General features: G+C 65.5%; 26 protein-coding genes and 2 tRNA genes. 12 read left to right on the top strand and 16 right to left on the bottom strand.

The window, feature by feature from the left end; all coding sequences use genetic code 11:
- Positions 1-477: 477 nt before the first annotated feature.
- Entirely contained in the window at positions 478-3,051 is a 2,574-nt protein-coding gene (locus HF323_RS13815; protein ID WP_223169470.1) for an AAA family ATPase, read from the bottom strand.
- A 580-nt stretch (positions 3,052-3,631) separates the two neighbouring features.
- Between HF323_RS13815 and HF323_RS15770 the strand changes: the two genes are divergently transcribed.
- Positions 3,632-4,870, top strand: a complete 1,239-nt coding sequence (locus HF323_RS15770; protein ID WP_169583343.1) for a PASTA domain-containing protein — start codon at positions 3,632-3,634, stop codon at positions 4,868-4,870.
- Between the two features lie 106 nt (positions 4,871-4,976).
- Positions 4,977-5,402: a hypothetical protein gene (locus tag HF323_RS13825; protein ID WP_169583345.1), complete on the top strand. Its 426-nt coding sequence runs from the start codon at positions 4,977-4,979 to the stop codon at positions 5,400-5,402.
- A 337-nt stretch (positions 5,403-5,739) separates the two neighbouring features.
- Here HF323_RS13825 and HF323_RS13830 read toward each other — a convergent pair whose 3' ends face one another.
- Positions 5,740-6,402 (bottom strand): nucleotidyltransferase family protein, encoded by a 663-nt coding sequence (locus HF323_RS13830; RefSeq protein ID WP_211160632.1) that lies wholly within the window; start codon positions 6,400-6,402, stop codon positions 5,740-5,742.
- 43 nt (positions 6,403-6,445) lie between these two features.
- Here HF323_RS13830 and HF323_RS13835 point away from each other — a divergent pair, with 43 nt between their 5' ends.
- Positions 6,446-6,979 carry an NUDIX hydrolase gene (locus HF323_RS13835; protein ID WP_169583347.1) on the top strand — a complete coding sequence of 178 codons (534 nt, stop codon included), beginning with the start codon at positions 6,446-6,448 and terminating at the stop codon, positions 6,977-6,979.
- Here the strand turns inward: HF323_RS13835 and HF323_RS13840 are convergent.
- Positions 6,946-8,124: a hypothetical protein gene (locus HF323_RS13840; protein ID WP_169583349.1), complete on the bottom strand. Its 1,179-nt coding sequence runs from the start codon at positions 8,122-8,124 to the stop codon at positions 6,946-6,948. The two genes, HF323_RS13835 and HF323_RS13840, sit on opposite strands and share 34 nt — an antisense overlap.
- A gap of 325 nt (positions 8,125-8,449) precedes the next feature.
- Between HF323_RS13840 and HF323_RS15645 the strand changes: the two genes are divergently transcribed.
- The 3 genes from HF323_RS15645 to HF323_RS13850 all read left to right on the top strand — a co-directional run bounded on the left by HF323_RS15645 (position 8,450) and on the right by HF323_RS13850 (position 11,071).
- Entirely contained in the window at positions 8,450-8,575 is a 126-nt protein-coding gene (locus HF323_RS15645; RefSeq protein WP_262926877.1) for a hypothetical protein, read from the top strand.
- A gap of 517 nt (positions 8,576-9,092) precedes the next feature.
- Positions 9,093-9,659 (top strand): hypothetical protein, encoded by a 567-nt coding sequence (locus HF323_RS13845; RefSeq protein WP_169583351.1) that lies wholly within the window; start codon positions 9,093-9,095, stop codon positions 9,657-9,659.
- Positions 9,656-11,071 (top strand): hypothetical protein, encoded by a 1,416-nt coding sequence (locus HF323_RS13850; RefSeq protein WP_169583353.1) that lies wholly within the window; start codon positions 9,656-9,658, stop codon positions 11,069-11,071. The genes HF323_RS13845 and HF323_RS13850 overlap by 4 nt, the downstream gene beginning before the upstream one ends.
- A gap of 488 nt (positions 11,072-11,559) precedes the next feature.
- On the opposite strand, the gene HF323_RS15315 is transcribed toward HF323_RS13850, so the two are convergent.
- The 4 genes from HF323_RS15315 to HF323_RS13870 all read right to left on the bottom strand — a co-directional run bounded on the left by HF323_RS15315 (position 11,560) and on the right by HF323_RS13870 (position 14,857).
- A complete protein-coding gene (locus HF323_RS15315) occupies positions 11,560-12,024 on the bottom strand; it encodes a hypothetical protein (RefSeq protein ID WP_211160634.1) in 465 nt (154 codons plus the stop codon).
- Positions 12,025-12,323: 299 nt separating this feature from the next.
- Positions 12,324-13,691 (bottom strand): hypothetical protein, encoded by a 1,368-nt coding sequence (locus tag HF323_RS13860; RefSeq protein ID WP_169583356.1) that lies wholly within the window; start codon positions 13,689-13,691, stop codon positions 12,324-12,326.
- A 194-nt stretch (positions 13,692-13,885) separates the two neighbouring features.
- The gene (locus HF323_RS13865) at positions 13,886-14,374 is read right to left on the bottom strand and encodes a hypothetical protein (RefSeq protein ID WP_169583358.1); all 489 of its coding nucleotides are present in this window, start codon (positions 14,372-14,374) and stop codon (positions 13,886-13,888) included.
- A gap of 141 nt (positions 14,375-14,515) precedes the next feature.
- Positions 14,516-14,857 (bottom strand): VOC family protein, encoded by a 342-nt coding sequence (locus HF323_RS13870; protein ID WP_169583360.1) that lies wholly within the window; start codon positions 14,855-14,857, stop codon positions 14,516-14,518.
- Between the two features lie 555 nt (positions 14,858-15,412).
- Between HF323_RS13870 and HF323_RS13875 the strand changes: the two genes are divergently transcribed.
- Both HF323_RS13875 and HF323_RS13880 read left to right on the top strand, forming a co-directional pair.
- Positions 15,413-16,405, top strand: a complete 993-nt coding sequence (locus HF323_RS13875; protein WP_169583362.1) for a zeta toxin family protein — start codon at positions 15,413-15,415, stop codon at positions 16,403-16,405.
- Positions 16,402-16,965 (top strand): recombinase family protein, encoded by a 564-nt coding sequence (locus HF323_RS13880; RefSeq protein WP_169583364.1) that lies wholly within the window; start codon positions 16,402-16,404, stop codon positions 16,963-16,965. The genes HF323_RS13875 and HF323_RS13880 overlap by 4 nt, the downstream gene beginning before the upstream one ends.
- 207 nt (positions 16,966-17,172) lie before the next feature.
- Here the strand turns inward: HF323_RS13880 and HF323_RS13885 are convergent, their stop codons facing one another.
- The 4 genes from HF323_RS13885 to HF323_RS13900 all read right to left on the bottom strand — a co-directional run bounded on the left by HF323_RS13885 (position 17,173) and on the right by HF323_RS13900 (position 18,981).
- Complete coding sequence (locus HF323_RS13885) at positions 17,173-17,445, bottom strand: hypothetical protein (RefSeq protein WP_169583366.1); 273 nt, start codon at positions 17,443-17,445, stop codon at positions 17,173-17,175.
- Positions 17,446-17,513: 68 nt separating this feature from the next.
- Positions 17,514-18,488: a hypothetical protein gene (locus HF323_RS13890; protein WP_169583368.1), complete on the bottom strand. Its 975-nt coding sequence runs from the start codon at positions 18,486-18,488 to the stop codon at positions 17,514-17,516.
- Positions 18,485-18,736, bottom strand: coding sequence for a glutaredoxin domain-containing protein (locus HF323_RS13895; protein WP_169583370.1), 252 nt, complete (start codon positions 18,734-18,736; stop codon positions 18,485-18,487). Before HF323_RS13895 ends, HF323_RS13890 begins: the two co-directional genes overlap by 4 nt.
- Positions 18,733-18,981, bottom strand: a complete 249-nt coding sequence (locus HF323_RS13900) for a DNA-binding protein (protein WP_169583372.1) — start codon at positions 18,979-18,981, stop codon at positions 18,733-18,735. Before HF323_RS13900 ends, HF323_RS13895 begins: the two co-directional genes overlap by 4 nt.
- A 110-nt stretch (positions 18,982-19,091) precedes the next feature.
- Here HF323_RS13900 and HF323_RS13905 point away from each other — a divergent pair, with 110 nt between their 5' ends.
- The 4 genes from HF323_RS13905 to HF323_RS13920 all read left to right on the top strand — a co-directional run bounded on the left by HF323_RS13905 (position 19,092) and on the right by HF323_RS13920 (position 21,564).
- Positions 19,092-19,694 carry a hypothetical protein gene (locus tag HF323_RS13905; RefSeq protein WP_317451082.1) on the top strand — a complete coding sequence of 201 codons (603 nt, stop codon included), beginning with the start codon at positions 19,092-19,094 and terminating at the stop codon, positions 19,692-19,694.
- Positions 19,687-20,823, top strand: coding sequence for a tyrosine-type recombinase/integrase (locus tag HF323_RS13910; RefSeq protein WP_169583374.1), 1,137 nt, complete (start codon positions 19,687-19,689; stop codon positions 20,821-20,823). Before HF323_RS13905 ends, HF323_RS13910 begins: the two co-directional genes overlap by 8 nt.
- A 64-nt stretch (positions 20,824-20,887) precedes the next feature.
- The gene (locus tag HF323_RS13915) at positions 20,888-21,121 is read left to right on the top strand and encodes a hypothetical protein (protein ID WP_169583376.1); all 234 of its coding nucleotides are present in this window, start codon (positions 20,888-20,890) and stop codon (positions 21,119-21,121) included.
- A 56-nt stretch (positions 21,122-21,177) separates the two neighbouring features.
- Positions 21,178-21,564, top strand: coding sequence for a hypothetical protein (locus tag HF323_RS13920; RefSeq protein WP_169583378.1), 387 nt, complete (start codon positions 21,178-21,180; stop codon positions 21,562-21,564).
- A gap of 315 nt (positions 21,565-21,879) precedes the next feature.
- On the opposite strand, the gene HF323_RS13925 is transcribed toward HF323_RS13920, so the two are convergent.
- The 5 genes from HF323_RS13925 to HF323_RS13945 all read right to left on the bottom strand — a co-directional run bounded on the left by HF323_RS13925 (position 21,880) and on the right by HF323_RS13945 (position 26,331).
- Positions 21,880-21,971: transfer RNA gene (locus HF323_RS13925), tRNA-Ser, on the bottom strand.
- A 127-nt stretch (positions 21,972-22,098) separates the two neighbouring features.
- A complete protein-coding gene (locus HF323_RS13930; RefSeq protein WP_169583380.1) occupies positions 22,099-23,457 on the bottom strand; it encodes a serine hydrolase in 1,359 nt (452 codons plus the stop codon).
- Between the two features lie 155 nt (positions 23,458-23,612).
- Positions 23,613-24,914 carry an LCP family protein gene (locus HF323_RS13935; RefSeq protein WP_169583382.1) on the bottom strand — a complete coding sequence of 434 codons (1,302 nt, stop codon included), beginning with the start codon at positions 24,912-24,914 and terminating at the stop codon, positions 23,613-23,615.
- Positions 24,914-26,191, bottom strand: a complete 1,278-nt coding sequence (locus HF323_RS13940; protein ID WP_317451083.1) for an LCP family protein — start codon at positions 26,189-26,191, stop codon at positions 24,914-24,916. The genes HF323_RS13935 and HF323_RS13940 overlap by 1 nt, the downstream gene beginning before the upstream one ends.
- A gap of 55 nt (positions 26,192-26,246) precedes the next feature.
- Positions 26,247-26,331: transfer RNA gene (locus HF323_RS13945), tRNA-Ser, on the bottom strand.
- Positions 26,332-26,429 lie beyond the last annotated feature (98 nt).

Raw genomic sequence — 26,429 nt, forward strand, 5'->3', positions numbered from 1 at the left:
CCGCCGGCACACCAGCCTGGGCGACCTCAGCCCGGCCGACTACGAAGCACTTCACACCGCCGCCGAGATCGCGGCATGATCAACACACAAGAACCGTCCGGGAAACCGGGTCAGGCTCCAACCCCGTCAGCCGTATGCCGTGGACTGGGTCGTCTCGATAGAGCCACGAGAGGCTGCAGTGGCGCTCAGTGGCCCCGACGCCATGCGGTTCTCGGAAACTCTGGCGGCTTTGTCGGTACTGTGCGCCTTCCTTGAGACAAAGTCCAGGGGATACAACCACCACGACCGACCCTAGTTCTCGGAACCCCCTCTTCGTCACCTTCACCCACGCGCAATGGCGACGGCGGGACCTAACCGTCACCGGCGACGCCGCCTCGACACACCCGATGGCGGTCCAACAACCGCCTGCCGATCTGGAGGGTTTCCGCCGGTCAGCGCGCTCTGCTGATCTGACCGTCGTGAGAGCCCGCCAGCGGCTCACCGCTGCAGCTCGACGGTGCCCGCAGCCGGTTGCATCACCGCGACGGGCGGTGGCAGGGCGGGACTACGAGCGGCACGAGACAGTTCCCGCGAGGCCGCAGCCCGGGAATCCTTCATGGTGAGCTCCGTCTGCGCGCGGGTCATGCTGTCGGCGACTTGCCGGACGGCGTCCTCGGGCGACGCGGCGACGCACAACGCGGTGTTGTGGATGCGTCCCCGGGTCAGCCCGACATAGAGGCCCGCGGCATCCACACCCGGCCCCACCATCGCCGCGTCCGTCGTCTCGCCCTGGATACCGTGCACTGTCGACGCGTACGCCAGATGGATGTGCTCACCGACGTACTCGAGGGGAATGCGGCGCCGGTCGGTGGTGTCGGTGACGCTCTCAACCTCCATGAGGTCACGCCCGATGCGGCGGATGCGCCAGGTCGCCCGGTTTTGCACACCGGTTGCCGTGTCGTTGCGCCGGGTCTGGATGATGTCGCCCTCGAGCAGGCGTTGTCCGTGTCGTCCGAGAGTGACCCGGTGCGAGTGGATCTGGCCGGTGTCGATGCGGCGTTGCTGGATGGCCTCATTGAGGGCGTGGGCTGCGTCGTTGCTGCTGGTCACCAGCGCGAGTCGCTGCCCGTGAGCGGCGTGATCGAGCCAGGCGTCCACCATGATCCGATTGGCGTCCTCGAGTGTCGCGACCCGCTGGATGTGGCCTGCCGCACTCAGGTCTGAAGCCAACACCATTGCTTCCTCGGGCGTCGTCACGTCGCGCAATCGCAGGGTGAGCTGGGCGTATGCCGGGTTGGTGAACCGATGGGTTGAGACGAGTTCGACTGCTCGGTCCGCGCTTTGCGCCACGAGGGCCATCGCGCCGGCGTGACCGACCGGTGCCGCCTGGCGCGGGTCGCCGACCACCGCGATCCCGAACCCCACTTCTTGTGCCAGCTCTGCCAGCGCCGCCGCGGTGTGAAGGTCCACCATCCCCGCTTCATCGACGACCACCCGATCCCCGCCCTGCATGGCATACCGCCGCGGACCCCGGTACGTCGTATGGGTCGCCGGGTCGAGGTCGCCGACACGGAGCCGGGTCCACTGCTGCGCGTCGTGGTGATCGTGCTGCCACCGATAGCCGTGATCGTGGAGGAGCCCGTGAAGGCTGGTCGCCTCCGCTTTGGTGTGGTGCGCGACGACTGCAGCGGCCTTCTTGGTCGGGGTGACGACGAGTAGTCGGCGGTGTTGCGCGGCCAGTGCGCTCAAAGCGACCTGCAGGATGGCCGTCTTGCCGGCCCCGGCGGGCCCGGTCACGCACACCAGCCCATCCGAACCCGCCAGCGCCGCCGCCGCGGCGAGCTGGTCTGGATCGAGCTGCTTGTCTGGCACGACCGCATGGGCCAGGTCGTCGATGGCCCCGGTGGTGGGCACTGCGCCCGGCTCTGCAAGTTCCGCGTACAGAGCAGCGACGCGAAGTTTCAGGATCACGGTGGCTTCTGCCATCAGCGCCTTGATGTGCGCCGGCTTGTCCTCCTCGTCGGGCAGCAGGTCGATCACATGACCGGTGGCGCGCTCGCACACGTCGTCGATAAGCTCGTCCAGCAACCCCCGTTCGGCGACGAATCCGCTTGATGCCAGCGCACGGATGGCGCCGGCCCGGATGTCCCACGGGCTGAACCTTCCGCTGCTGCAGACCGACCGCTTATCGGCGTCGACGACAGCGGCCGCCGCGAGACTGTCTCGGTCCAGCTGCGCGAGTGGAACCGGTGACGGCTCGACGCGTTCACGATGCTCGAGCAGCAGCGGATCGATCGCGGCGATTTCCTCTCGCACCTTTGCCTCCCAGGACGGTTCATCCACAGGGGCGGGCTTGTTCGGCCGCCCGTGCGCCCAGGCTCTCTCGTCGATGTGGTGAAGGTCCTCCGGCCCGGGATGCAGCCCGGGATGCTCGTCCTGCCACGCCGCGAGAAGCGCCGCCCGGTTCGCGTCTATCTGGTTGGACCGTCGCGAGAACGGCCGGACCGCAGGGGTGAGTTCGGTGATCTCTCCGTGCGGGCCCAGCGTGTACCCGCGTGCGGCGAGCGCCGCGACCCACTCGGGATCGGTGCGGGCAGCGAGCTCGCCTTCCGCGTTCACCACCGTGTGCAGCTTCATCGCGACCCGCGAGTCGAGGTTCGACCACTTGCCGTCCTCGCCCTGCACCTTCACGCTCAGCCATAGATGACGGTGAATGTGCGGGTCCAGCGACCGCGACCGGCGGTGCCGGAGCTCAACCACCTCGAGCCGCGCAATACGTTCCCGGATGCAGCCACCTGCCCCGCGTCGAGCGTTGAGCTCACGCCGCCACAACTGGATGATGCGGTCACGCAGCCGGTCCTGCAGCTGCTCGAACGCCTCCGCAATCTCCGGGTCGATCAGCGCGGCGATGCTGTACGACTTGGGGAAGTTGATTGTCCCGTCCAGTAGCAGGTCCGCGTTTGGCGCGCGCATCACCCGACCGCGCGGCGACGCCGTCGCAGGCTCCTCACCGCTCACCCAGCGGCGCAGTGCTCGCGCCCCGAGCCGATCACGGGCAACCTGGTGCCCCATCACGGTGAACCGCTCGACCCGCGTGCCGCGACCGTACGCGACCGCGGCGTCGACCCCAGCCGGCCGAGTGAGATGCGCGTCGCACGCACCGTCCAACGCGTACCCGACAGCATTGCGGACGCCGCGAGACTGCGTCCCGCGCTTCCACCGTCGCAGCCCCCCACGCATACGATCAGAGTACGCTGATTTGCTTATTCGCGACATACCTTCGCAGAAGTGCCTACGTGCATTGCTGTACGTCGGTACAGATCGCGCACCTGCCGTCATGCTGCCGGCGGAGTGTGGTCGGCGGTACAGGTTTGCGCGGCGCGGTAGGCGCGCGATCATCGGGCATCGTCACGAGCGGGGTGTACGAATCATCGATCGCAACGACGGCGGGCGACCGGTCAGTCTCAGGCTGAGCACACGTTGCAGGACCCACCTGCGGGCAACCTCGTCGCGGAGCGTGTGCGTGGTCCAGCCATGACGCGGTTCGCTCCGGCGTGCCGCGGCGCTACGGCCCGCGGCAGCAGCGTCCACCGATTCCGCTACCCTGATGCTGTTTGCGACTCGAGATCGCACTGGTTGCAGGGGAGCAGTTGTGGGGGAAGAGGTTTCGGAACCGGCGGTCGACGACGCCCTCGAGCGCGAGCCCAAGAGCGGCGCCGGGGAAGCGGCTCAACCGTTGCCAGCCAAGCGCGGCTGGCGCCCCAGCAGTCGAACAATCAGCGTCGCTGCGGTCGTTGTCGTCGTCACAATCGTGCTGAGCGTTCTGACGACAGTGATCGTCGATCAGGTCACAAGAATCACTGTGCCGCAGGCTGAAGGCGAACCTCTGGCGGATGCGATTGCCGCTGTCGAAGACAGCGGACTCGAAACGAAGATTGTGACCGAGTCCGATTTCTGCGAGGACGACGTTCGTGCGGCCGAACTCTGCGTCGTGCAGTCCCAACGGCCGGAGCCAGCCGAACGCGTTCACACCGACCGCACGGTCGTCCTGGAAGTCGTCCCCATGGATGTCGTGGTTCCGGAAATGAGCGGCATGTCTCTCGACGAAGCGCAGGCTGCCAGTGCGGGGATCGGCATCACTGTGGAGGCAGCAGACCCAACCGCCGACCGAGTGGATGGCTTTGAGGAGTGGAAGATCCTCGAGCAAACCGCGACAGGGTCAATGGCGGCGGGCGAGTCCGTCTACGTCACGCTCGACCGACCTCTCGTTGACGCCCCCGACGTCGTGGGACTGCCGCTGGAAGCAGCACTCGACCAGCTCACCGTGGCGGGCTTCGAACCTCGCCCGGCGGGGCCGCCTGCGGACGACTATGACCCGGCGTGGGTAGTAACGGCGACCAACCCTGCTGCCATGGACGGCAAACTCCCCATCGCAAGCTCAGTCAAGCTGGAATGGGGCGTGAAAGTTCCCAACGTCGTGGGAGCCACCGATCTGGCTGCAACCAGCACCCTCTCGAACGCGGGCCTGGAGGTAAGCGGCTCAACGTCAGGCTCGCAGAAGGTCAGTTCTCAGCAGCCCAAGGCCGGGACAATCGTGGAGCCCGGGTCAGATGTCGCGATCACCCTCGAAGCGCCCTCCATCGTCTACGAAGTGGTCGGCAACGGCAGCCGGGCCAGCATTACCTGGATCGCGCCTGGGACCTACAACATCAGCCAAGCGACGAACGAACCGCTTCCGTGGCGAAAGAGCTGGCCCGGGGACTCGAGCTACCGCAACTTCAACGCGCAAATCCTCGACGGCACAAGTATCACCTGCAACATCTACGTGAACGGCCAACGGGTACGAACGAATACCTCGACGGGTCAATATGCCGTGGTCAGCTGCGGCTGACCGGGACCACACCGGACCGTGCTCGTCCGTGCACACTCGGCACCGTCAGCGACCGGCATCCGTGCCCAAGAAATACGAGCACTGACCAGGCCGGTAGTCTCCCGTCATGGCACCCACCCGCAGACTCCTTGCGCTCGGGGTGGGCGCGGCACTCCTGCCAGGCCTTGTGGGCTGCGGCGGAAACGATCGAGGGGTGAGCATCCCGCTGGGATACGAATCCCTCGACCAGTGCCAGCCGCGCTCGTTGGCAGTGGAGAATCTTCGTGAGCTCGGCGAGCCAGAGTGCAACCTCGCCGGCTCGTCGCTGGTCTTCCCCGATGGGTATTCTCTCCCCACCTCTAACGTCGGTGACGTCTTCTCCTCGACGTCCTCCCCCGGCGAACACACGTATCTCATCGTGAATTGGGGAGTTCCAGGAGTCGGAGCGTTCACGGTTCACGGCGATGAACTGCTGGGCCTCTGGGCGACGTGTGATGAAGCTGAGCGACTACAACGCGAGCAGGCGAGGGTCGAGGGCGTAGAACTTGATTGAACGGCGGACGATCAGGAACCGGCTCTTCGCGCGGTGATCGAGCCCGTCACACGACTCCCGGTATGCCAAATGCGTACGATCCAGGTTGGGCTTGTTGCTCTGGCCTAGGGACGGCGACGTTGTGTGGGTAGAGGTGAGCCGTCTGAAGCGTGACCGTCCTCGTGTCGCAGCCTCAGCGGGTGTCGCGCAGGTCACGCAAGAACCTGCGGAGCCGCTCGACTGGCCCGAGCGGCACACGGGCGTCTACGTCACCGATATCTCTGAGCCAGAGCGCGCCGGGCTTCTAAGTTCCGCATCAATCGGAAGCCAGCACAAAGTTCGTCGGCGCCCGGACGCTCTACCTCTGGACTGCCCTCAACGCTCCGCCCTGCCCAAGGGTGGCGATCCGGTCGGCCCGGCGATAGTCGTCCCACGTGCCGCAGTCGATCGCAGTGCCATCGAAGGTCACCAATTCCAGACCCCCAGCGTCGTACGCGGTTCTCCAGATGACTCGATATAGATCGGACGGAACCGCCTTCAGTTGTGCCGCGTCAGCAGCAGGCAACAGGCTTGCACCAATGAACCGAGCTTTACCAAAGTCGGATCGCCTCGGTGTAGGGATGACAAGGAGGCGCGGCCGCTGTCGATCCCAGCCGCGCCAGAGTCGAGTCAAGTCGCCGTCTATCCACGCATCGCCGTTGTGGATGAGCACATCCCGTCCGTCGATCCATTGGGCCAGATTGCCGATTGCGCCTGCCGTGCCCAAGATCTCGTCCTCGACCTCGACGTGAACTGGTCGTCGACGGAAATGGGAGACGATCTGGCCAGCCAGGTAGTGCGCATTTACGGCGACTTGCTCGTCGCTCACCCCGAGCCGCTCGACCACCCAATCAATGATGGGTCGGCCCCCAACCGGACATAGAGGCTTCGGAGTCGAATCGGTGAGCGGGCGCAACCGTTCACCGCGTCCGGCGGCCAGAACGACAACTGCCATATCGTTGATGCTTCGGGTGCTGTCCATGCCACAGTCAGCGTATGGCTGGCGAGACACTAAGGTGGCCTCGATGAGTGACATCGCGGATCCCATTCAGATCACCCGAGGCGGTGTCGCCCGTGGACTGGGATACGCCCTGGTTTGCTCGGGCTACCTCGTCGAGGACGACAAAGTGCTGTTGGTACATCATCGCGGATTCGATAAGTGGGTCCCGCCGGGCGGCCACATCGAGGCCGGCGACATGTTCCATGAAACCGCGGCCCGCGAGGTCAAGGAAGAGACTGGGCTGGATGTCGAGGTCTTGAGCGCGACACCGTCGCTCTTAAACGATGACAATGCGACTGCTCTGCCCGGCCCCTTCTATGTGGACGTGGAACGGGAGGGCTTCCACATTCCCGCGATCGTGCAGTTCTACTTCGTGCGGCGCGTCGACCGTGAGGCTCCCATATCGGCGCAACTGTCAGAGGTGCATGAGGTGGGATGGTTCGACGCGGCGCAGATCGAGCAAATTCCTACGTTCGAGCAGGTGCGAATGCTCAGCCGCTACGCCCTCGAGCACCACCCCGACGTTCAGTCATCGACGATGGGTGCGATCAACTCGTAGACGTATCGACGCTGCTCCTGGACGCTCAGAACGACGTGGGGTACGGCGTCGAATGACGCGGTGACGGCGCTCGAGTTGATCAGCTTCACGTCTTGGTGGATCGACGAAACCTGCTTCCCGGTCGCGTCGGCAAGTTCCTGGGTCGTCGCGCGTCCGCCCATTTGGTGTAGTGCTAGTAGGGTAACCATCGGTCCGGGGCTTAGAGCCATCTCGGCGTGCGCTTTGGTTCCGAGGACCTCGATCGTCCGTTCGTTGATCCGGATGCCTCGGATCTGGCCGAGCCTGGGTTCCTCAGGAGCCGGTAGGGGCTTTGGCGCGACCAGCACCGAATCGGGGCGCGCAGCTTCGAAGGCCATCACCGTGTGATAGGCCGCACGAATCGTTGCTTTGCCTTCGGGCTTGCCCGGCTCGGTCCACAACCGCTCGTCGACAGACCAGCGGCGGGATAGCCGGTCGAACACCGACTTCAATTGCCGCGGTGGTTCCGGATAGCCAGCGAGAACGCCGCGCACGCACTCCGCATACGCCATGTGCACCCAATGGGTGCCTTTCTCATCCACATCCTCTTCGGTTCGGCCGTCCCATGCCCGCATATTCGCCATGAGCCAACGACCTCCGTCCTCACGCGCGTGCGTAATTTCCGGATTCGCGCTCAGGTGGGCGAGGTAGCCCAGCGACATCGTCGCCAGTGCAGTCTTAGCAGCGCTTCGCTCGTTCCCGGTGGTGGGACGCACCGGCCAGGAGCCATCGTCGAGCTGTAGTGAGAGCAACCGCGCGCCGCCGGCGAGCGCGAGCTCTAGTGCCACCTCTTGCTCCTCGGTAGCGAGACCGCCGTGCGTCTGGTCGGCGAGCAGCAGTCGAACGAGCGAACAGATGGCTCGGGCAGTCTGATGAATTGAATCCGGTGCTTCGCCGCGCGTCTCCGGCCAACCGCCCTGGAACTGTGATTCAGAGAGGAAGCGGAGGCTGAACCGCACCGTCTCCATCGCAACATCGGAACCGAACAGCACTTCGGGATATGTGGTCAAGCCTTCGAGCCCGAACGACACGAACCGAGTCCGTTCGCCCCGCCCGAAGTGCTCGCCCGGGTAGCTCGGCTCCGGGCGGCAATACGCAGGGATCGCGGCCGAGATGTATTGAATCACTCGAGACCCGACGTCTGTTCCACGGCCGGCAGCGCGTAACACAACCCCAACCTCAGCTGTGTTCACGATGCTTGACACCGACGTCGGAGTTAGACCCCACCCACCGTCCGGTCGCGGCAATGACTCCAACTGGCGGGCAACGTGCTGAAGCTGAGTTCGGTACAGCGAGGAATTCATCGGCCCGCCCCACGAGGTCTGATTCGGTCTGACAGTATCAGACCCGCTTGACGGGCCAGGTATGAAAAAAAGGACTCACGAAGCGGCCACACGGGCCGCGCCTGACCGGAAGAAGCAATGGCTTCGATTCCGCCCCAAGGAGGTCGACATGTGGAAGGAAATCGGCCGAACGGTGCGGGCCGCCATTAAAGGATGGGGCCCGACCGCTCGACTACTGGTCCTGGTGGCAGCGGCAACTGTCATCTGGATCGTGGTGAACGTTACGCTCGCGTGAGCATTCACTACTGAGAGGGTAGGTGATTGGGATCCAATCGCCTACCCTCTCTCCGTTCCAGATGCTGGCTGGCACGCTGGCGCATTCATGCGAGACAACCTGGTGCCGGATGGGTGAGGCTCCCGCGCAAGCTGGAACGGCGAAGGACTGATCACCGGCTTGTCGACGGTCAGATGTGTCTCCAGACGGCAATCACCGCGAGCGGTTGCGCCGCCGACGAATGGAAGCTGGTGCATGACCCACGGCAGCCCCACCCATTCGTCAGAACTGACGGACTAGAGAGATACGCGCGAGTACTTCAGTTGATGCGGCCCGCGCCTCTGGAGGCCGCCGCGACGAAAGTCGCCGCTCACTCGGAAGGGCCGCAGAGATGGCGGCAGGCAGCTGTGTTGCAATGTCCGAGCCAAGGGTTACCCTGCCCTAGAGTGAGTGCCATTCGCCGAAGTAGGCGAAGAACCGGGGGGTATGGCGCTTGGCTCTGCGTGCTGAATCAGCTCACGAGGCGGGTCGTAAAGGGGTGATGCGGACCAAGCGATGGCTGGAGAGCACTACTCATCTCGAGTTGCCGTTCGATGCATACGAGTTCGCCCCGGACTGTACTGTGAGTTGCCTGGATGGGTCGGTCCAGACTTTCGATCTCCGAGGGTGGTTCTTTGAGAACAAGCGCGGGCTGTTTGTGGAGAACAAGGCGTACACCGGGGTGGGGAAGCAACCCATGGAGTATAAGGATTTCCTCGCGATTGCGTACAGCGCGACAGCCGCGGAGATCGCCAGAACACAAGACCCGCGGTGGGAGTTCATGTGGGTGACCACGCATCCCTTCGATCAGACTGCGTGGCCCACACTGACGAAGCGGTCAACGATCAAGGCGGCCATCGAAGCTAACAAAGCGGCGGCCGAGAAGGACGACAAGACTGATCTTCTCAACGGGGCGGCCATCGATGAGGACATCCTCGACCTCGTCACCGGTCGAGTGTGGTTGCTGGTGCTGAACAAGAGACAGAAGGAGCTGACCATCACGCGCTCCGAACTCAACAAGATCGAAGCGGTCCTCAAGCGCAAGAAGAAGGGGAAGGCGGCATGACGAACGCCGAAGTGCCGGTGGTCAAGGCTGTACGCGAGGCACGCGCCCACCAGAAGCCAGAAGACGTCATTGATGGAGTGAAGCGCGCAGTAGCGGACGAAATGCGGCGACTTGACCCGAGTGTCAAGATCGAGAAGACCGACTACTTCAACCACAGCTATGTACCCGATATGGTGGCGACCTGGCGAGAAGACGGCAAGAAGCGCGAAAGGCGCATCTTCATCCGCGGCTCTCTCCGCGCCGTTGTCGCAGCTGAGGACATCGATGCCTTGGCGGACCAGGAGCCGCTGATCCTCGGGCTGGAGGACGAGAAAAAGCGGACGTGGTCCCGCCTTCGGGATCAAATGCCCAAACAAAGTCGCACGCTAGCAACCGAGATCACGGCTACGGCTCAGATCGTTGCGCCTGCAGGCAGCCCGACCGATGCGACCCAACTCTCCGGGCTTGTCCGCGCGAACATCGTGCGAGGTGGCCGTGGGGTACTGGATGACGGCGATGCGCAGAGGATAGTAGGCGTCGAGCAGCAAGAGCCACTAGAAGCGTTGAAGGCGTTCAACAAGACAGTGCGGAGACTCTTCGTCGGTGCGACTGCAGAACGTTTGACGAGGACTGCCACCCTGCTTCAGGTGTTCTTCGAAAATGAACCCGACGCGACCGTCCTTGCGCAGTTGGAGGAGGATTCGCTCACCGATAGTGAGCTCCGCGTCGTGTTACCGTACGTCCTCCAGCGCGCGGGAGATGTACGCGTTCCGCAGGTCTGGCGCACGCTCGCGACGATGTTGACCATGGAGCGGCTGGAGTCGATGTCGGGTGCTCTCGATGGGCTCGACCTGACGCCCCTTGTACGCCAGGCGGCGCCGGCGCTTATGGCCGGCAGGTCGTCCTTGTTCTTCAATCCCGCGGAAATGACCGAGGAAGAGATGGACGCCACCCCTCCGCACTGGCACATGCGGAGTGGGCGCCTCGCTGCAGATGTGCGGCGGTGGACGATGTGGTTCGGGTCCGACGCGCGGAAGCTTCGGGGGCGCGAGGACGGCCCCGATGCAAGATGGGATGAACTCTCACCGCCGTTGCGCGGTTTCGATCTGACGGGAATCGAACTACGGGGCCTTAGCCGGCAGCTCTCGGTTGCAACTACTAAGGGCGACACGGTTCGAGAGGACGTCGAGCAGATTCGGACGACGATCGAGGACGACTTTCACGTCTCGTCGGTAAGTGTCCGCGCTAGCGGCGATGAGACCGCGCCAACCGTCAAAGTAGAGTTTGCAGCGGCGACTGCGACCGGCAAAGCCCCCGTCGCCTTTCACGTGCGGGCGCTAACCTTGCTCTCGGTGAAGCGCCCTATCGCTAACGACGACATCGCAGCCTTGCTCGACTCGTCGGACAACGGCAGCGGCTCGGGCCGGACATGACGGCCTTTTCGGCTTTCTAGCGCCTGCTGAATACCTCGGAGATCGGACCGGCAGCCAAACCCGGTTCGAGCACGAGGGCTTCCCGATACCGGGAGTCGTTCCCTGTGTGGCCGTCCCATTCATAGACGGTTGTGCGCAGCGTGTTCAGGTATCGCCCGCCGAGAGCGGCCATCGGAATCGGCCCGTGTAAGGCGATATGAACATCTGCTCGTCCGCGGGTAGCAGAGAGCCGCTTGATGTGCGCAACTGCGGGATCCGCGCGGTTCGCCCCAGCCGCGTACGCTCGTCGACGACATCCGGCAGGACAAGGAGTGCACTCGTTCGCGCGAGGGAAATGCCTAATTGAGCCCACAGTCCCCCGACCAGTCGACCAACACGCCTTGATTCCGCAACGGCTCAGATTGTCCTTTCGTCGTGAGGCGCGACGGGCGTACCCGATCGTGCCTGTGCCCGCTTCAGGATCGTCGAACCGCTCCGCCGCCGGGAGCTCATTCGGGGACGCAACCGTCGTTCGCCCATGAAGCGATGTCGTCGGGGATGGATCGATTCTGGCGGCGGCAGTACGCACGGAGGTGGCCGATCCCCACGCCGTTGATCCACCGCCCGTCAGAGAGATCGTCGTAACCGTCCCACCGGTTCCAACCACGACCGTCTCGATACCCCGCTTCCTTCGCCCACTGCACGTATTCGTCTCGCGACGCTCCACGATGCTCGCGCACATTGAGAGCTGCGAGTCTCGACCAGATCATGATCGAGACCCAATCCAGCTGCGCACGGTTGCCGTCGATGCTCGGGCGCATAGGTGGCTCGTCGATGTCGGGGTCGAATATCGGACTGCCCGGCTGGATAGAGTCGGCCGTGCCCCCCTCGAGCTCCGCCAGCAACAGGGCCAAGCGATCGGCGAGTGCGCGTTGCTCCTCGACAATCTCACGCAGTCCGGCAATCGTGGACATGATCGATCCATTCTGTAGAAACAACTGATTCTACAACTGTACTAACAGATCGAGATTGTGTCCATGAACCGGAGCTCGGAGCTCGTCGCGGAAACTCGAGGTTGGCCGCTGTCGTCATTGCCTAATGCACCGTTACCCATCAGAAACGTGAGATTGTACTCGCGGCGCGTCGCGAAATGCCCGCCCGCACGCGACCGCCCCTCATGCGTGCCGTGCTCGCATAGGGATCGCGTCCGGCACGTCCCTTCAGTCGACTGAGGTGCAGAGATACTGCTGATTGAGACGCCCGTGTCAGCGACTCAGGATGCGTTCGGGGCCGAAGCGCCCGCTAGCTCGTCGTCTTGGGAAGACAGCGCCGCGGACGGAATGTCCTTCGACACCTGCTCGTCCACGACCACCTCCTCCGGCTTGCGGAGACGAGGCGGCGCCGCCGTCCAGTCCTTTAGCCGCTGGCCCACGACGTCGTACGACTCGAGGATCGCGTCCATCACCGAATCGATGAACCCGGACCTTCCGGCGAGCCGCGCAGCGCCCATCTTTCCGATGTACGTGACGGTGAACGACTTGATCTCCTTCGACGGATCAGCGACCAGAACGCTCGGATCCTCGCGAGCGGTTTTCAGGAGTTCAGCGGTGCCGCCCCGCTGACGAGCAGCGAACGCCTCAACCCGTAGCGTGTCAGGTGCATCCTTCAGCTGTCGGAGCAGCCAGTTCACCCTCGTGGTGGGTCGGCCCTCGGCAGGAGCGCTCGTCGAGAAGGAGCAGGTGACCTGTGCCGCCCGGATATCAACGGTCACGGTCAATGGCGACACGGCATTCGGGATCCGGATTGCGCCCGACATCTTGCCCTCGCTCACCAACATGTCGGTGACAGCCGAGATACGCAACGCGGGATTCGCAACTTCCGCCTTCGACAACACCTGACTGACATCAGCGCCGAGTCGCTGCCCGAGCTTGAGCGCACCATAGCGCAGCAGTGCGTCGAACCGGCCGGCCACCTGTGCGGCGTCCTTATCGCTCTTGCGAAGAGTGCCGCTCGACACCGACTCACGGACGGGCACCCAGCTCGGCCCCATGTCCGTGAACTCGACGGCGCCGGATTTCGGGTGCTCAAGGTACCGGATCAGCTCACCCAGGATCCAGGCCTGGTCAGGGTCAGCGACGCCACGGAACTCCTTCTGCATGATCGCGGCGGTCAGCACTTCTGTCCAGGACAGGTGGTGCATCGTGGCGTACTTCGACTTGCGTTTGTCGACGACGGTCGGGTGCGTGCCCGCCGCCGGTGGGATCTCGTTAGAAATCGTCAGCAGCGCATCGAAGCGGTGCTCCCGGGCGACGTCGAGGTAGTTCTCCAGTTGTTCCCGCTGCAGCTCGTTGTTGCCTGTCTTTACCTCGACGAGCGCGGTCCAGACCTTGCTTCCCCGCTTGACTCGAATGAGGCCGTCGGGGAAGACCTTCTTGTCGCCCAATTGGAACGGCACCTCGATGAACGTGTCGAGCGCCCCCGCGGGCGCGCCCATACGACTCGTGATGACCCGGCCATATTCCCTCACCGACGCCATAACAGCGAGCAGAGCCGAGGTCGCTCGCCGTTCCTGTTCCTCAGCACCGTTGATCCCGGAGGTCGGGATCAGGCGCGCGGCGTTCCAGGGGTTCTCTTCTGCCACTTCAACTCCGTTAGGGATAACGACTTTCCACGCACGCTAGCGGCAACTCGGCGGCGGACTCTGCATTTCGCGCCCCAGAGCGCGGTCCTACCGGGTGTCCCCGCGTCCCGAGCACGATCGATCCGATTATGCGTCGGCGTCTCCGCTTCCGTTCACCGCTCGCGTAGGGATCGAGAATCTGGCGGGGACAGTAGTCAACCGAATGTCGACGACTCGCCTTGCACAAACGCTCTTTCGCGCGCCTCACGCCGAACGTTTGCCGCGCGACCTGCAATCACGCGCTCCGCGGTCTCCGTCACAGCGACGGCGAGAGCGCCTGCGACGGATCCGATGATCAATGACCCCAACCAGAGCGTGCTCAGGTCCTCGCTCGCAGCTGGCCAGACAACGAACACCACGGCGTACGAGATCACCAGCGCTCCAAGCGCCGCCCCGACGCGCCACCGCCGAACTAACCGTTGGTCCGCTGCGTTCCATGCGTTCAGTTCTTGCGCGAGTTCAGTCAGCGTAGCCCCCAACTTGGTCCGCTCACTCGACTCGGGGACTGCGGCATGGGCTTCACCGAGCCGACGAATGCGCGTCAGAAGGCGGCCCTCTTTGGTCCACCGTGGGCCAGCCCACCCCACGATCGCGATGACAGCGACGAAGATGGCGGCGAGCACGGACCCTAGTTCGATCGTCACGCCCTGAGGCTAGCCGGGTGGCACGACACCGTGCCGACCGTGCGTGACGTCTGCCAACAAACGTGGTGACTCGACCCCCATGAGAGCCTGCCCGGGAAGCACCCGCCACCGCGCGCGCCCGGATGGCGATCGAGAGTGATGTCAGCGTCTACTCGTCCCGCCGAACGAGATTTCGTTGCCGTCCGGGTCGGCATAGACCACCTTGCGCATGCCCTCTTCGTACTGTTCCGTCCGAAGGGCGTCGATCCCGCGGGCAGTGATCGCGTCGATGAGCTCGTCAAGATCCTCCACCATCACCATGCTCAGCCCGCGGCCAGCCCGATCGGGAAGCACTTCGAAGTACACGTAGCAGTGCGCACCGACTTCCCAGACCGCTTCCCGCTCGTTGGGGAAGAAGCTCGGCTCGCTACCTAGCAACTGTCGATACCACGCCAACGCTGGCCCGTAATCGGAAACCGCGAACCCGGCGAACAGCTCCACCATCCCGCGATCCTACGCCGGACACCCCTCGGGCGGTCCGATCGCGCACCGTCGGTAGGGGCATCATCCTGAACCCCGCACGTCTCAGTTCCGCCTTCGTCCCGACAATTGGCTAATCACAGCGGGGAGGGGATGACGCAGTGCCCGAGTGAGCGGTTGATAAGCGGAGCTCGAAGCGCAGCGGAGAGCGGAGTCTGCAAATAGCGAACGACAGGAGCGGAGTCGTCCGCGCCTCGCTATCCTCTCCCCGTCGGAGAGGAAGGGACCGTTGTATCGACCGCGGCTGAGCTTTTCAGTCGGTGCGGTTCGAAATCGGCGGCGTGTCCTTTTCGGGCGGTGGATAGACTCGGCGCGGGAGGCTCGATGCGTGGGGCAGTAACGCCGTGGCGGGTAAATGACGCGGCTGCGTACGATGCGCTCCTGTCTGCTGCCGACCGTGCCTCCGCCACCACATCCGGTGGACGTGAGTTCCGCGATCACGTCTTGTCGCTCGATGGCTTCGATCGGAGCGCACTACCCGATCGGTCGGCGAGGCCCGCGACTGGCTCACCGGCCAAGATGGGTGCCGGATCCTTCCAGTTCGATGTCGACGAGGCGCTCGAGCACCTGGTCATCCCGACGCTTTTCGCCGGGGCGCGTCCGACCGCCGAGCCACGGTTCGTGCTCGTCGCTGGGCCTCGCGGGTCGGGGGCGACTCGTGCTATCGGCGCTCTCGTGAGCGAGGCGTCTGACGGTATCGCCGTGATCTCCGCAGGGGCGCTCTCCAGCTTCCATTCCGAGGCCGACGAGTCCGCGCCCGATGCGCAGGAGCGCGTGGCGGAAGCAGCGGCGACGTGGCTGACACAATGTCTCCGTCACGCTCGCGAAGAACGGCTCCCGCTCCTCCTCGCTGGTCAATTCCCCGACGTCGAGGCGGTCATCGGCATCGAGCGACTTTTCCACGAGGACGGGTTCCGCACCGAGGTGGCCGTCGTCGCGACGTCACCGGCGGAGAACGCCCTCACACTGGCCTCGCTATACGCGCATCAACTCCACGCGGGCACTCGGAACGCAACGCTCGACGAGTCGGACGCGGACCACGACTTCGCGCACACGCTGTCCGTCCTCCGCGCGCTAGAGACCGCGACGGGCGTCGATCGCATCACCGTTCGCAATCGTGACGGCGAGCATGCCTTCGACGGGACCGCCGCGGAGAATTCGCTGCGAGGAGCAGCGGCGGCTTTCGAGGACGCAGCTCGTGCTCCGATGACCACGTTGCGGGCGGTGCAGTGGCTCAGCGAGCTCAAGCGGGTGACCCGCTTCTCCCGAACACTTCACCCCGCGCCAGCGGATCTCACCTCGTTGCTGGTCGAGTTGCATGGCCGCGCGATCCGCGAGATCGTGCCGACCCTGGCGGTGCCGGCCGGCTCGAAGGTCACCCGTGCGCTCGACGCGCGCCTGGCCGAGGATCTCGTGCGACTGCGCGAATCGCTCCCCGCGCGCCGACCCGAAGCTGCGACCGGTCCCGCCGTGACCCCGGGCACGCCCGACACTCGTGGCCCGTCGCGATGACACGGTCGGTCGGCTACTCTCGCCCGCTTGGCCCGGCATCGGATCATGATGCAGAGAAGCGTGCACTACTGGACGCGGGGGCGAAGCTGGCCTTCATCGACCAGGTCCAGCCCACCGCGCGTGATCAGCCCGAACTGTCCGCGTGTCTAACCGCGCTGAAGCCCGGTGACACCCTCGTCGTGACCCGGGCTGCCCGACTGCGGCCCGGGCTGACGGCGTTCGTGCAGACCGTCGCCGAGTTGAGCGGCCGCGGCGTGAGGTTTCTGTCACTGGCGGAGCCCGCACTCGCGACCACCCAGTCGGCGACCGATCCGCGAGAGATGCTCAGCGCTCTGAACGCGCTGCGTGGGGAGCTGGTTGGCATCCGCACGCGTGCGGGTATGGAGCGCGCGGAGGCGGAGGGTAGGCACCCGGGGAGACCGTCGGTGATGAGCCCGGAGCGACTTGCAGTCGCTCGCGAGCTCCGGCGCCAGCACCGGTCGATCGCGCACATCGCGAACGTTCTCGGCGTCAGCCCTAGCGCCGTGCAGCGTGCGCTCGCTCCGCGCCAGTCGAGCTAGCCCGTAAGCAGCGCCGGAGCGGCGCCGCTGGCACCAAGGACTGCGGCGATCGCAAGCCCCACGCAACTGAGCACAAGTAGCGCCGCCAGCCCGTGCAGCCCGACGCGAACGCCCCGCCGTACGCCCGCGAGCACGACCACCGGAAGGCCGCAGACGACAAGCACCGGAATGAGCACAGCCACAAACACACCGAACCCAAACAGGGCATCACTGGACATCGGAATCATCCCCCTCTGTCAGCTTGGCAAGCAGACGAGTCAGTTCCTCACGGTGTCCCGTCGGGTCTGCGATCGTGGCGCGGGCAACATCGCGCACGAGGTCGAACTCGGTGGGCGGAAGATCCAGGACGGGCTGCAACGCCCACTCCAGGTCCTCGTCGATGGTGAACCCCGGCTCGACCTCGGGCTTGTCCGGGTAGAAGGTCAGGGCAGCGAACGCGACGCGGTAGGTGGTGGCTTCGGCCTGTGCGCGATCGATCATGATGTGTCCTTTCGGAACGATTGTGCCCCGCGCGGCGGACGACGGCGGGGAGGCTGCTGGATGTGTGGTCAACGGCCCAGCCCCGATGTGTGGGGAGGATTGCTGTAGAGCGGCGCGTCGGCGGTGTCCGGACGGCGGGGGTGGCGCCGGAGCCGGTCGTTGATGTGCCGCGCGATCTCCTCCATACGCGCTTCCTCTGCCTCGCGCGCCAACATGGCGACGGTCTTGGGCGGCGCGTGTTCTTCCGCTCGGGCGCGGCTGGCGGCGAGATCGGCGAGATAGGAGCCCGCACGCGCTCGAGCGCTGTCACGCCCCCATCGTGCAAGGTCGGAGGGATCTGTCGGGGCGTCTCCGCGGATCGCTGCGATCTCGGCAGGGGTGCGTTCCCGGGTGAAGAAGTCCTGCGCGGCTTGTTCGTTGGCGTGCCGCTCTGCGGCTCGCACGCGGTGAATCCGGCGCGGCGGGAGACCCAGTTCACGGCGCCGACGTTCTCGCGCTCGGTATGCCCGCTGCTTCACCAGCGATTGCTCGCGGTTCTCCGCCCAGCGGAGCCGTCGCTTCGCGAGCACCGCGTCTCGGTTCTCCGCGTAGTACCGCGCGGATCGTTCGCGTCCCGCGACTGGATCCGCCTCGTAGCGCTCGCGCTGCCACCGGTTCACCTGCGGTCGATTGCTCTCCCTCCACCGGCGTTGGCTCTCCCGAGACAGCCGAAGGAAGCGCTCGGGATTCTCCGCCTTTCGTCGAGCGCGAGCCGAGCGCTGATAGTCGAGATACGTGTCGCGGTTCTCCGCGTAATACTTACGGGAGTACACCCGCCGTCGCTCCAACTGCCCCTTTCGTCTGCGGAGCCGGGCGTTGCGACCGCGCATGTACTCCCGCTTCTGCGCGAGCACACGATCGCGATTCGCCGCGTCGTAGACGGCGCGATACTCCCGGATGCGCTCAGCGTTGCGCCTGCGCCACTCACGCTTGTACTCCCGATCCGCCGCCCTGCGGGCCATCTCCCTCGCGGACTTATCCGCCGCCGACAGCTCGTCAGTCATGATGCCACCGCCTGCGCGAGTCGCTTGATCTGATCATCCTGAAAACCGGACCAGTGATTCTCGGGTTCGCCGTCCACGCACACGATCGGCGCCTGCGAGTAGCCGAGGTCCTCCGTCACGTATTCGAGTGCAGCGTCATCCCGGCGGAGATCGATGATGGTGTAAGCGATCTCGAGTTCGTCCAGGAGGCGCTCCGTGAGCTTGCATTGCATGCAGTCGGGGCCGGTGCTGTAGATGGTGACGCTCATGACCGCCTCCGCGGCAGATGCGTCACGTCCGGGTTGCAGTGGGTGGTCTGGCTCTCACGCCAACGCTCGAACACCTCGCGCTCGTAGAAGATCCGTCTGCCGACGGCGATGAAGTCAGGACCTCGCCGATAGTGCCGCCAGACAGCGAGCGTGTTGAGCGTGACTCCGGGGAACCGCTCGCATACCTCCTTCGGCGTGAGATGTTCCTTCCTCTCATCGAGCTCCGAGAGCTGGGTTTCGTCCATGATCCATCCTTTGCGCAACCATGCCCGCTTTACGCGTTAGTGTCGCAGCTTCTGATACACTCTGCAAGAGTCTTCTGCGAATGCGCGACACGACAAGGCAGACTAAGGGGGTGAAGGTTGACGTGAGGACGATCGACGACCAGCCCATGAATGCGAAAGCGGCGACGCTCCCCGTCGGTTCCGCGTTGCGCATCGCACCTGCTTTCGTCGCTCAAGCGACCCTGGATTCCCCTCCCGTGACGATCACCGTCATGGCGAAGTACATTGCTGCGGAGGGCCGGTACATCACACAGTCCGTCACGGCCGACGCCGCCCGCGACGACGTCGAAGTGAACAGCCGGCTGATGAGAACGCTGCCGATCGGCCGCGTCGTTCAGGCCGCAGCTCCCTCGTGCATCGCGCTGACTCTGCAGGGGCCCGAGGCGGTTGGGGCCGAGTGGTTCTCGGTAGCTGAACTGACCACCACCGAAGGACGGATCATCCCGGAGTGGATCGCCAAGGATGCCGCCGCTCGAGGTCAGACCGAGTTGCGCATGGACATCGTCGAGATTCTCTACGGAACGGCTGCGCTCGCCGGCGAACCGCCGACGAAGCTCATCCAGGACGAGCTCGCCGTCCCCCACCGCACCGCATCGGACTGGATCAGCAAAGCCCGCGCCGCGGGGCGCCTTGAAGGTATGACCTCCAACGTCGGCCGAAAGGCGAATGGGTAGCGTCCACCCCTACAACACCAACGGCGGCAGGCGATACCTCGTCCGCTACCGCCGACCCGACCATTCACAGGCCGCTAAACGAGGATTCCGTAGCAAGCGCGATGCCGAGGCGTGGCTCTTCGAAATCGAGTCTCAGCGCAGCAAGGGCGCGTTCGTCGACCCGCAGGCCGGGCGTGCGACTGTGACCGCACTCGGCGAACGCTGGATCGAGGCGAAACGTGGCTCCATGAAGCCATCGTCGTTCGCGCCCGTCCAGACCGCCTGGCGACTTCGCGTCAAGCCCAAATGGGGCGACTGGCCGGTCGCGGACATCCGCTTCACCGACGTTCGCGATTGGGTCTCCGAACTACGCGGGGAAGTGGGCGCGACCGTTGTGCTCCGCACCATCGGCGTCCTCGCGGGCATCCTCGATGATGCCGTTCTTGATGGACGGATCGCCCGCAACCCCGTTCGCATGGGCGACATCGGAAAGCCGAGGAAGTCGCGCTCCGTGCACAGATACCTATCGCATGAGCAGGTGCTGCGTTTGGCGGATGCCGCCGGCGAACGCCGGCTTGTCGTGCTAGTTCTCGCTTATACCGGCATGCGGTGGGCGGAACTTACGGGCCTCCGGGTGGGCGACATCGACTTCGGCCGTCGTCGTATCAACGTCACCGTAAACGCCGTCGAGGTCAATGGCGAGTTTCATGTTGGAACTCCGAAGTCCCATCGCACGCGGTCTGTCCCGGTCCCTCGTTTCGTGCTCGAAGAGCTGAGCACGGCCGTATGCGACCGCGCATACACCGATCTCGCATTCCCTGGCCCGGACGGATCGTACATGCGACGCGTCCGAGCAAGCAGCGGATCAAAATCGTGGTTTCGTTCCGCACTCCGCGCCGCAGGGCTTCCCCAAATGACCGTTCACGACCTGAGGCACACCGCCGCCTCCTTGGCAGTGCAGTCCGGAAGCCATCCGAAAGCGATCCAACGTATGCTCGGCCACGCTTCGGCGGCGATGACCCTCGATGTGTATGCAGACCTGTTCGACGACGATCTCGACACTGTCTCCCATGCTCTTGACGCGGCTGCACGCGACGCCAGGGACTGGCTACCCCCAGCGCCGGGCGGCGGGGCAGGGCGCAGCCTTTGATGAACTCATCACTGAAGCCGCCACCGCAGACCCGTGTTGACACCCCGCCGGGTAGCCTCTTGGCATGCGTCGCGCGTTCCCCGGACAGATGACCACCAATGAGGCGGTGGACTACCTGAACCAGTTCCTAACTGATCACATCACCCGGGACGAGTTCGACCGGTACCGCGCTTGGCTCGGTGCGCCGATATCACGTCAAGGCACCAGCCGATCGTGGTTCCACCTTGGGGACCTGGATGCGTTTCTGAACGAGTATGGCGCGGATCCGGGCACCTGGATCAGTCCTCCTCGTCCCTAGACGATCCAGCGCGACCTGCCCCGGGCAGTCCGCATCCCAGCGATACACTCGCGCTCATGGGGAGCACGAAGCTGTACTTTATCTTTTCGCTCGCGGTCGCCGGCGTCTCGCTCGCAGGGTGTGCAGCGGAGCCCGCGCCGGCGCCGACCGTCACCGTCACCGTCGCGCCTGAGGCTGAATCAAGCGTCGAGGATGACGCGTGGCAGCGTTTCCGCGACGACCCACGCGAGGCGTTCGTGTTCGCAAGCGCGTACGAGCTCATCTGGGGCACTCCCATCGGCAATGGCGAGCTGGCTGACTCCGTAGTCGAGCTGTCCAATACAATCTGCGCCCAAGTCGCGGACGGTGCAGCGTGGATCGAGATCCAAGACACGATCGACTCAGAGGACGCCGAGAAGTTCATCCTCACAGCCCAGGTCTATTGCCCCGAGCTCGGCATGTAGGGAAGCTTCGTCGAAGCGCACGACGAATCTGCCGCCAGTGTATTGGGATCGCGCCAGCCACCGCGCCCGTCGCATCCGACAGCGTGTTGTTGTCGGGGTGCATCCTCGCCGTCGGTACGACGCATTCCACCTCACGGCAGCCGCAAATCGGCCGGACTCAGGATGGGACAGCTGAGGCCTGGCGCCGACTATCGGTGGCTGGGAGCCCGTGCCCCCGTGGCGATTGTTCCCAATTTGTTCCCACGAGCGGTTTCGAAGAACGCCGAAGTGGGCCCGACTCCCCAGTGTTTTCAAGGGATCGCGAGCTGAGATGCGTGGCGGAGACGGAGGGATTTGAACCCTCGGTCCCCTTGCGAGGACTCCACCTTAGCAGGGTGGTGCACTAGGCCTGACTATGCGACGTCTCCAGGCATCCGACTGCGCGAAGCGTCGGACACACCCCGCAATCATAACCCGGCCAAGGCACGGTCTTCGCACGCGATCCGACGACCCCGACGTACGCGACCTGCCGGCGCTCTCCCCGCAGTGCTTCGCCTACCCCGGGTCGAGCAGCCCCGGGTGGGTGAGGCGCCACCACGCGTCGGGCGGTTCGATGCTTCCCTGGATCTCGACGTCGACGCTCTCCGTCTCGGGACCCGCGGTCCACGTGATCGTCCCGACCACCTCGCCATCGTCGTACGCCGTCGGAGCGGTCGTCCCAAGAACCCCGGTGATGGGAGTGTCGAACCACGTGAAGATCGAGGCGTCCTCGGAGATCACCAGCTCGACCTCTTCACCCCACGCCGTCTTGTACGTGCCGACGACGTCACCCTGCGTCGCGACCGGCACCTCGTGGAATCCGGCGCGGAGGCTGTCGAGAAGAAGCACGACGTCGGTGTTGACGGCTTGCCGCGTGGCACCCCCGAGCACGACGCCGACGACAGCGAGCGGCGTGCCCGTTCCGACGTCCACCGAGGCGGTGAACAGCAGATTGTGGGCGCCGGCCCCCAGGTTGCCGGTCTTCAGCCCCGTGATCCCTGCCGTGCCGAGGAGGCCGTTGGTGTTGTACACGAGTCCCGGCCCCGACAGGTTGATCGATGACGTCCGCGCGATCTTCGCGACGACCGGGTTGGCGGCCGCCAGCTCGCCGATCGCGATCAGGTCGGTGGGCGTGCTCGTGTTGTCACGGCTCAGCCCCGTCGGCTCGACGACGGTCGTGCCCGACAGACCGTTCTTCGCGAGCCACGCCCGCGACGCTTCGGCGAAGCCCCACCGCGACCCGAACGCCCACGTCGACACGGCGTCGGCGTAGTTGCTCGCCGACGGGACCAGCATCATCGCGAGCGCGTCGCGCAGAGGCATCCGAGTCCCCGTCGGCATCGCGGCGATGGTGGCCCCCATCACGTAGTAGTCGTCGTAGAGGTCGTGATCGGCCTTGCTGAACGTGATCGTGGGCCCCGGATCGTCCGCGCCGGCGAGCGGGTATCTGTCCAGGATCACGAGCGCGGCGATCAGCTTCGTGATGCTCGCGAGCGGTCGAGGCTCGTTCCCGCCGCTCGCCGCCCAGATGCCGCTCGCGTCGGCGCCGAGGTGCTCCTCCGCTCCCGTCACGCTGATCGCGGCCGCGCCGTCCACCGGCAGGGTGAGGGCTGCAGCCGCCGGGGTGGCGACCCGCGGGACATCGGATGCCTCGACCGGCGCCGGCAGGGGAGCCGTGAGCGCCCACGCGGCATACCCCGCGGCGGCGGCAAGCAGCAGGGCGATCGCGACCAGAGCGGCGAGCCCCCGGCGGCGCCGTGCGCGACGAGCGTCCGGCGACAGGGGGCCGCGACTCCCGGGCGGGATGTCCTGCTCGTCCTGCAGGAGGTCGGCGAGATCGGCGAACTCGTCGGACGCCTGCTGATCCGTCGTCATCGCGAGGACGCTCCGCGCAGCACGTCATCGGCGAGGAAGGCACGCATGGCGCCCACACTCTCACGAGCAAGACCCGACGCGCAGGCGAACGCCCACTCTGTGGACAACGCGTTCCGGGCCGACCGGGCTCGCGGAAACAGATCGGCCCCGGCCCGCTAACCCCCCGCGACCGTGCAGGTCGTCTGCGCCGCGGTCTGGCCGGCGATGTCCGAGGGCAGCTCGACGCGCTCCTCGGACGGAGCGGTCTCAGCCGGCGCCGGGGTCGCGGAGGCCGAGGCATCCGGCGTCGCCGTCGGCTTCGTCGCGGGCTGGGCGGTCTCGCCCGTCACCTCGACGCCGTAGCCCTGGCTCGCCTCACCGGTGAGCGTGAGCGGCTTGTTCTCGCGCAGCGCCGTGAAGAGGACGTCGGCCGCATCCGTCACCGGGATGACCCGGCTGGCCCCGTAGTCGGAGGAGTACACGGTGGGGTACTGCACGAAGACGATGTCCTCGTACGGCACGTCCTTCACGGCCATCGCGATCTGCACCATGAGCGTCGGGTTCGCGAGCGACTGGCTCAGGACGAGCTGCTGCTCCTGCACCTGGTTGATCGCGGTGGTCGCGAGGTTGAGGAGCACGCTCGGGTCGGCCAGCACCGACTCGGACTGCAGCTTGCGCACCATCGACGACATGAACTGCTGCTGGTTGGAGATGCGTCCGAGGTCCGACCCGTCGCCGATGCCGTGGCGCATGCGGAGGAACTGCAGCGCCTGCGCGCCCTCCAGCGTGTGGGTGCCGGCGGTGAGGTCGAGCCCCGTGTGCGGGTCGTACACATCGCCCGACACGCACACATCGACGCCGCCGATGGCATCCGACATGTTGATGACGCCGGTCCAGCGGATGGCCGCCGCGAAGTCGATGGTGTCGCCGATGAGCTCCTGCACGGTGAGCGCGGTACAGGCCAGCCCGCCGTACATGTACGACACGTTGATCATCTGCGCGCTCATCGCGGAGTACGAACCGGTGCCGTCCTCGGTGGGACACGACGGAATAGGGACGATCATGTCGCGAGGGAACGACACGACGGTGACGCGTCTCGGCTCGTCCGAGATGTGGACGAGCATCGTCACGTCGTTGCGCTCGCCGTCGGTGTCGCCGTTCTGGCACGCTCCGGAGAGCTCCGCGTTCGCGCCCTCGCACGAATCCGTTCCCACGAGCAACAGGTTCACGCCACCTTCGATCGCGCCGAGCGAGGGCGGCAGCACCTCGTCCTCGTTGAGGACGACGGAATGGGTGTTGAGCGCGTTCGCCGTGTCGACGACCTGGAAGGCCACCAGTCCGACAGCGCTCGCCCCCACGACCCCGAGCACGACGGCGACCATCGCGAGGAGCGACAGCACCGGGTGCTGGCGAGGGCGGATCGCGTGCCGGGCGAGGGGAACGCGGCCCTCCTCCGAGGACCTGGCGACCGCCGGCATCAGCCGTTGGACCTCAGATTGCCGGCCGAGCAGGTCTTGTCGGCCCCGGACTGGCCGGGAATGGTGTCGGGAAGCTCGACGGGGGTCTCGCTCGGCGACGGCGTGGCCGAGGCATCCGGAGCCGGCGTCGCCGAAGGCGATGCCTCGCCGCCGGTGCCCTCGCTGATGACGCCGCCCGTGGTGCTCGGGTCGTTGGTCACGGTGATCGGCTGGTTGGCCTCGAGCGCGGCCCACAGCTCGTCGGCGGCGGACTCGTTCGGGACGACGCGGTTGATATCCCAGGGGTCCTCGCCGACGGGGTACTGCACGAACACGATCTCTTCGAGCGGCACGTCCTTCACGGCGAGCGCGATCTGCACCATCGTCGTCGGGTTCGCCAGCGACGAGCTCGGCGTGATGTTGTCGACGGCGGTCGTCGCGAGCTTGTACAGCGTGGCCGGGTTCGAGAGCACCTCGTCGCTCACGAGCTTCTTCGCCAGGCTCGACATGTACTGCTGCTGATTGCTGATGCGGGCGAGGTCACTGCCGTTCTCGAGACCGTGACGCGTGCGGAGGAACTGCAGCGCCTCGAGCCCCTTCACGGTGCGCGGACCCGCCGGCCAGTCGATGCCGGTGTAGCGGTCGCGGATACCGCCGTTGCCGATGCAGACGTCGACGCCGCCGATCGCGTCGGTGATGTTGATGACGTTGCCGAAGCTCACCTTCGCAGCGAACGGGATGTTCATGCCGCTGAGGTCGGAGATCGTCTTGGTCACGCACGACAGCCCGCCGCGGCTCCACGCCTCGTTGATCTGCGACTTCGAGGTCGCCGAGTTGACGGTGCCGTCCTCATCGGTGCACTCGGGGATCGGCACCATGAGGTCGCGCGGGAACGACACCACCGTCACGCGACGGGGGTTGTCGGAGATGTGCAGCAGCATGTTGACGTCGTTGAGCTGCCCCTCCGCATCCGCGCCGGTGCAGCGGTCGCCGAAGATGTGGGCGTACTCGGGCTCGCACTCGTCGGTGCCGACGAGGACGACGTTCACGCCGCCTTCGATCGCCCCGATATCGGGCGGGACCGGGCCCTGACCCTCGAGCTCGACGACGTTCGCGGCGACGCTCGCGGTGAGGTCGTAGAACGCGTACAGGCCGACGCCTGCCCCCGAGACGAGGACGACCGCCATCACGATGCCGACGATCTTCATGATCAGCGACACCGGGTGCGGCGACGAGAGCTCGCCGTGCCGTGCGACGGTGCGACGGCCGCGCTTGGCGGGCTTGGTCGTCTCGGTCACGCGGTCCCCTCGGGGTGTGTCGGCTGGCGGGTCCGCACCCGGCGAACCTCAAGTGCGGAGGGTGTGGGATTCGAACCCACGGGACATTGCTGCCCACTGGTTTTCAAGACCAGGTCCATCGGCCGCTCGGACAACCCTCCCGACGACGGCCCCGTGCCGGGGCATCCGTCGAACAGGCGTCGAGTCTAGCCGACAGCACTGTCGGGCCATTCTCGCAAGAGCGCCTGTGGAAGGTCTG

Origin of the sequence: Microbacterium sp. MF43 (assembly GCF_012847295.1) — a bacterium.
Taxonomy (GTDB): domain Bacteria; phylum Actinomycetota; class Actinomycetes; order Actinomycetales; family Microbacteriaceae; genus Microbacterium.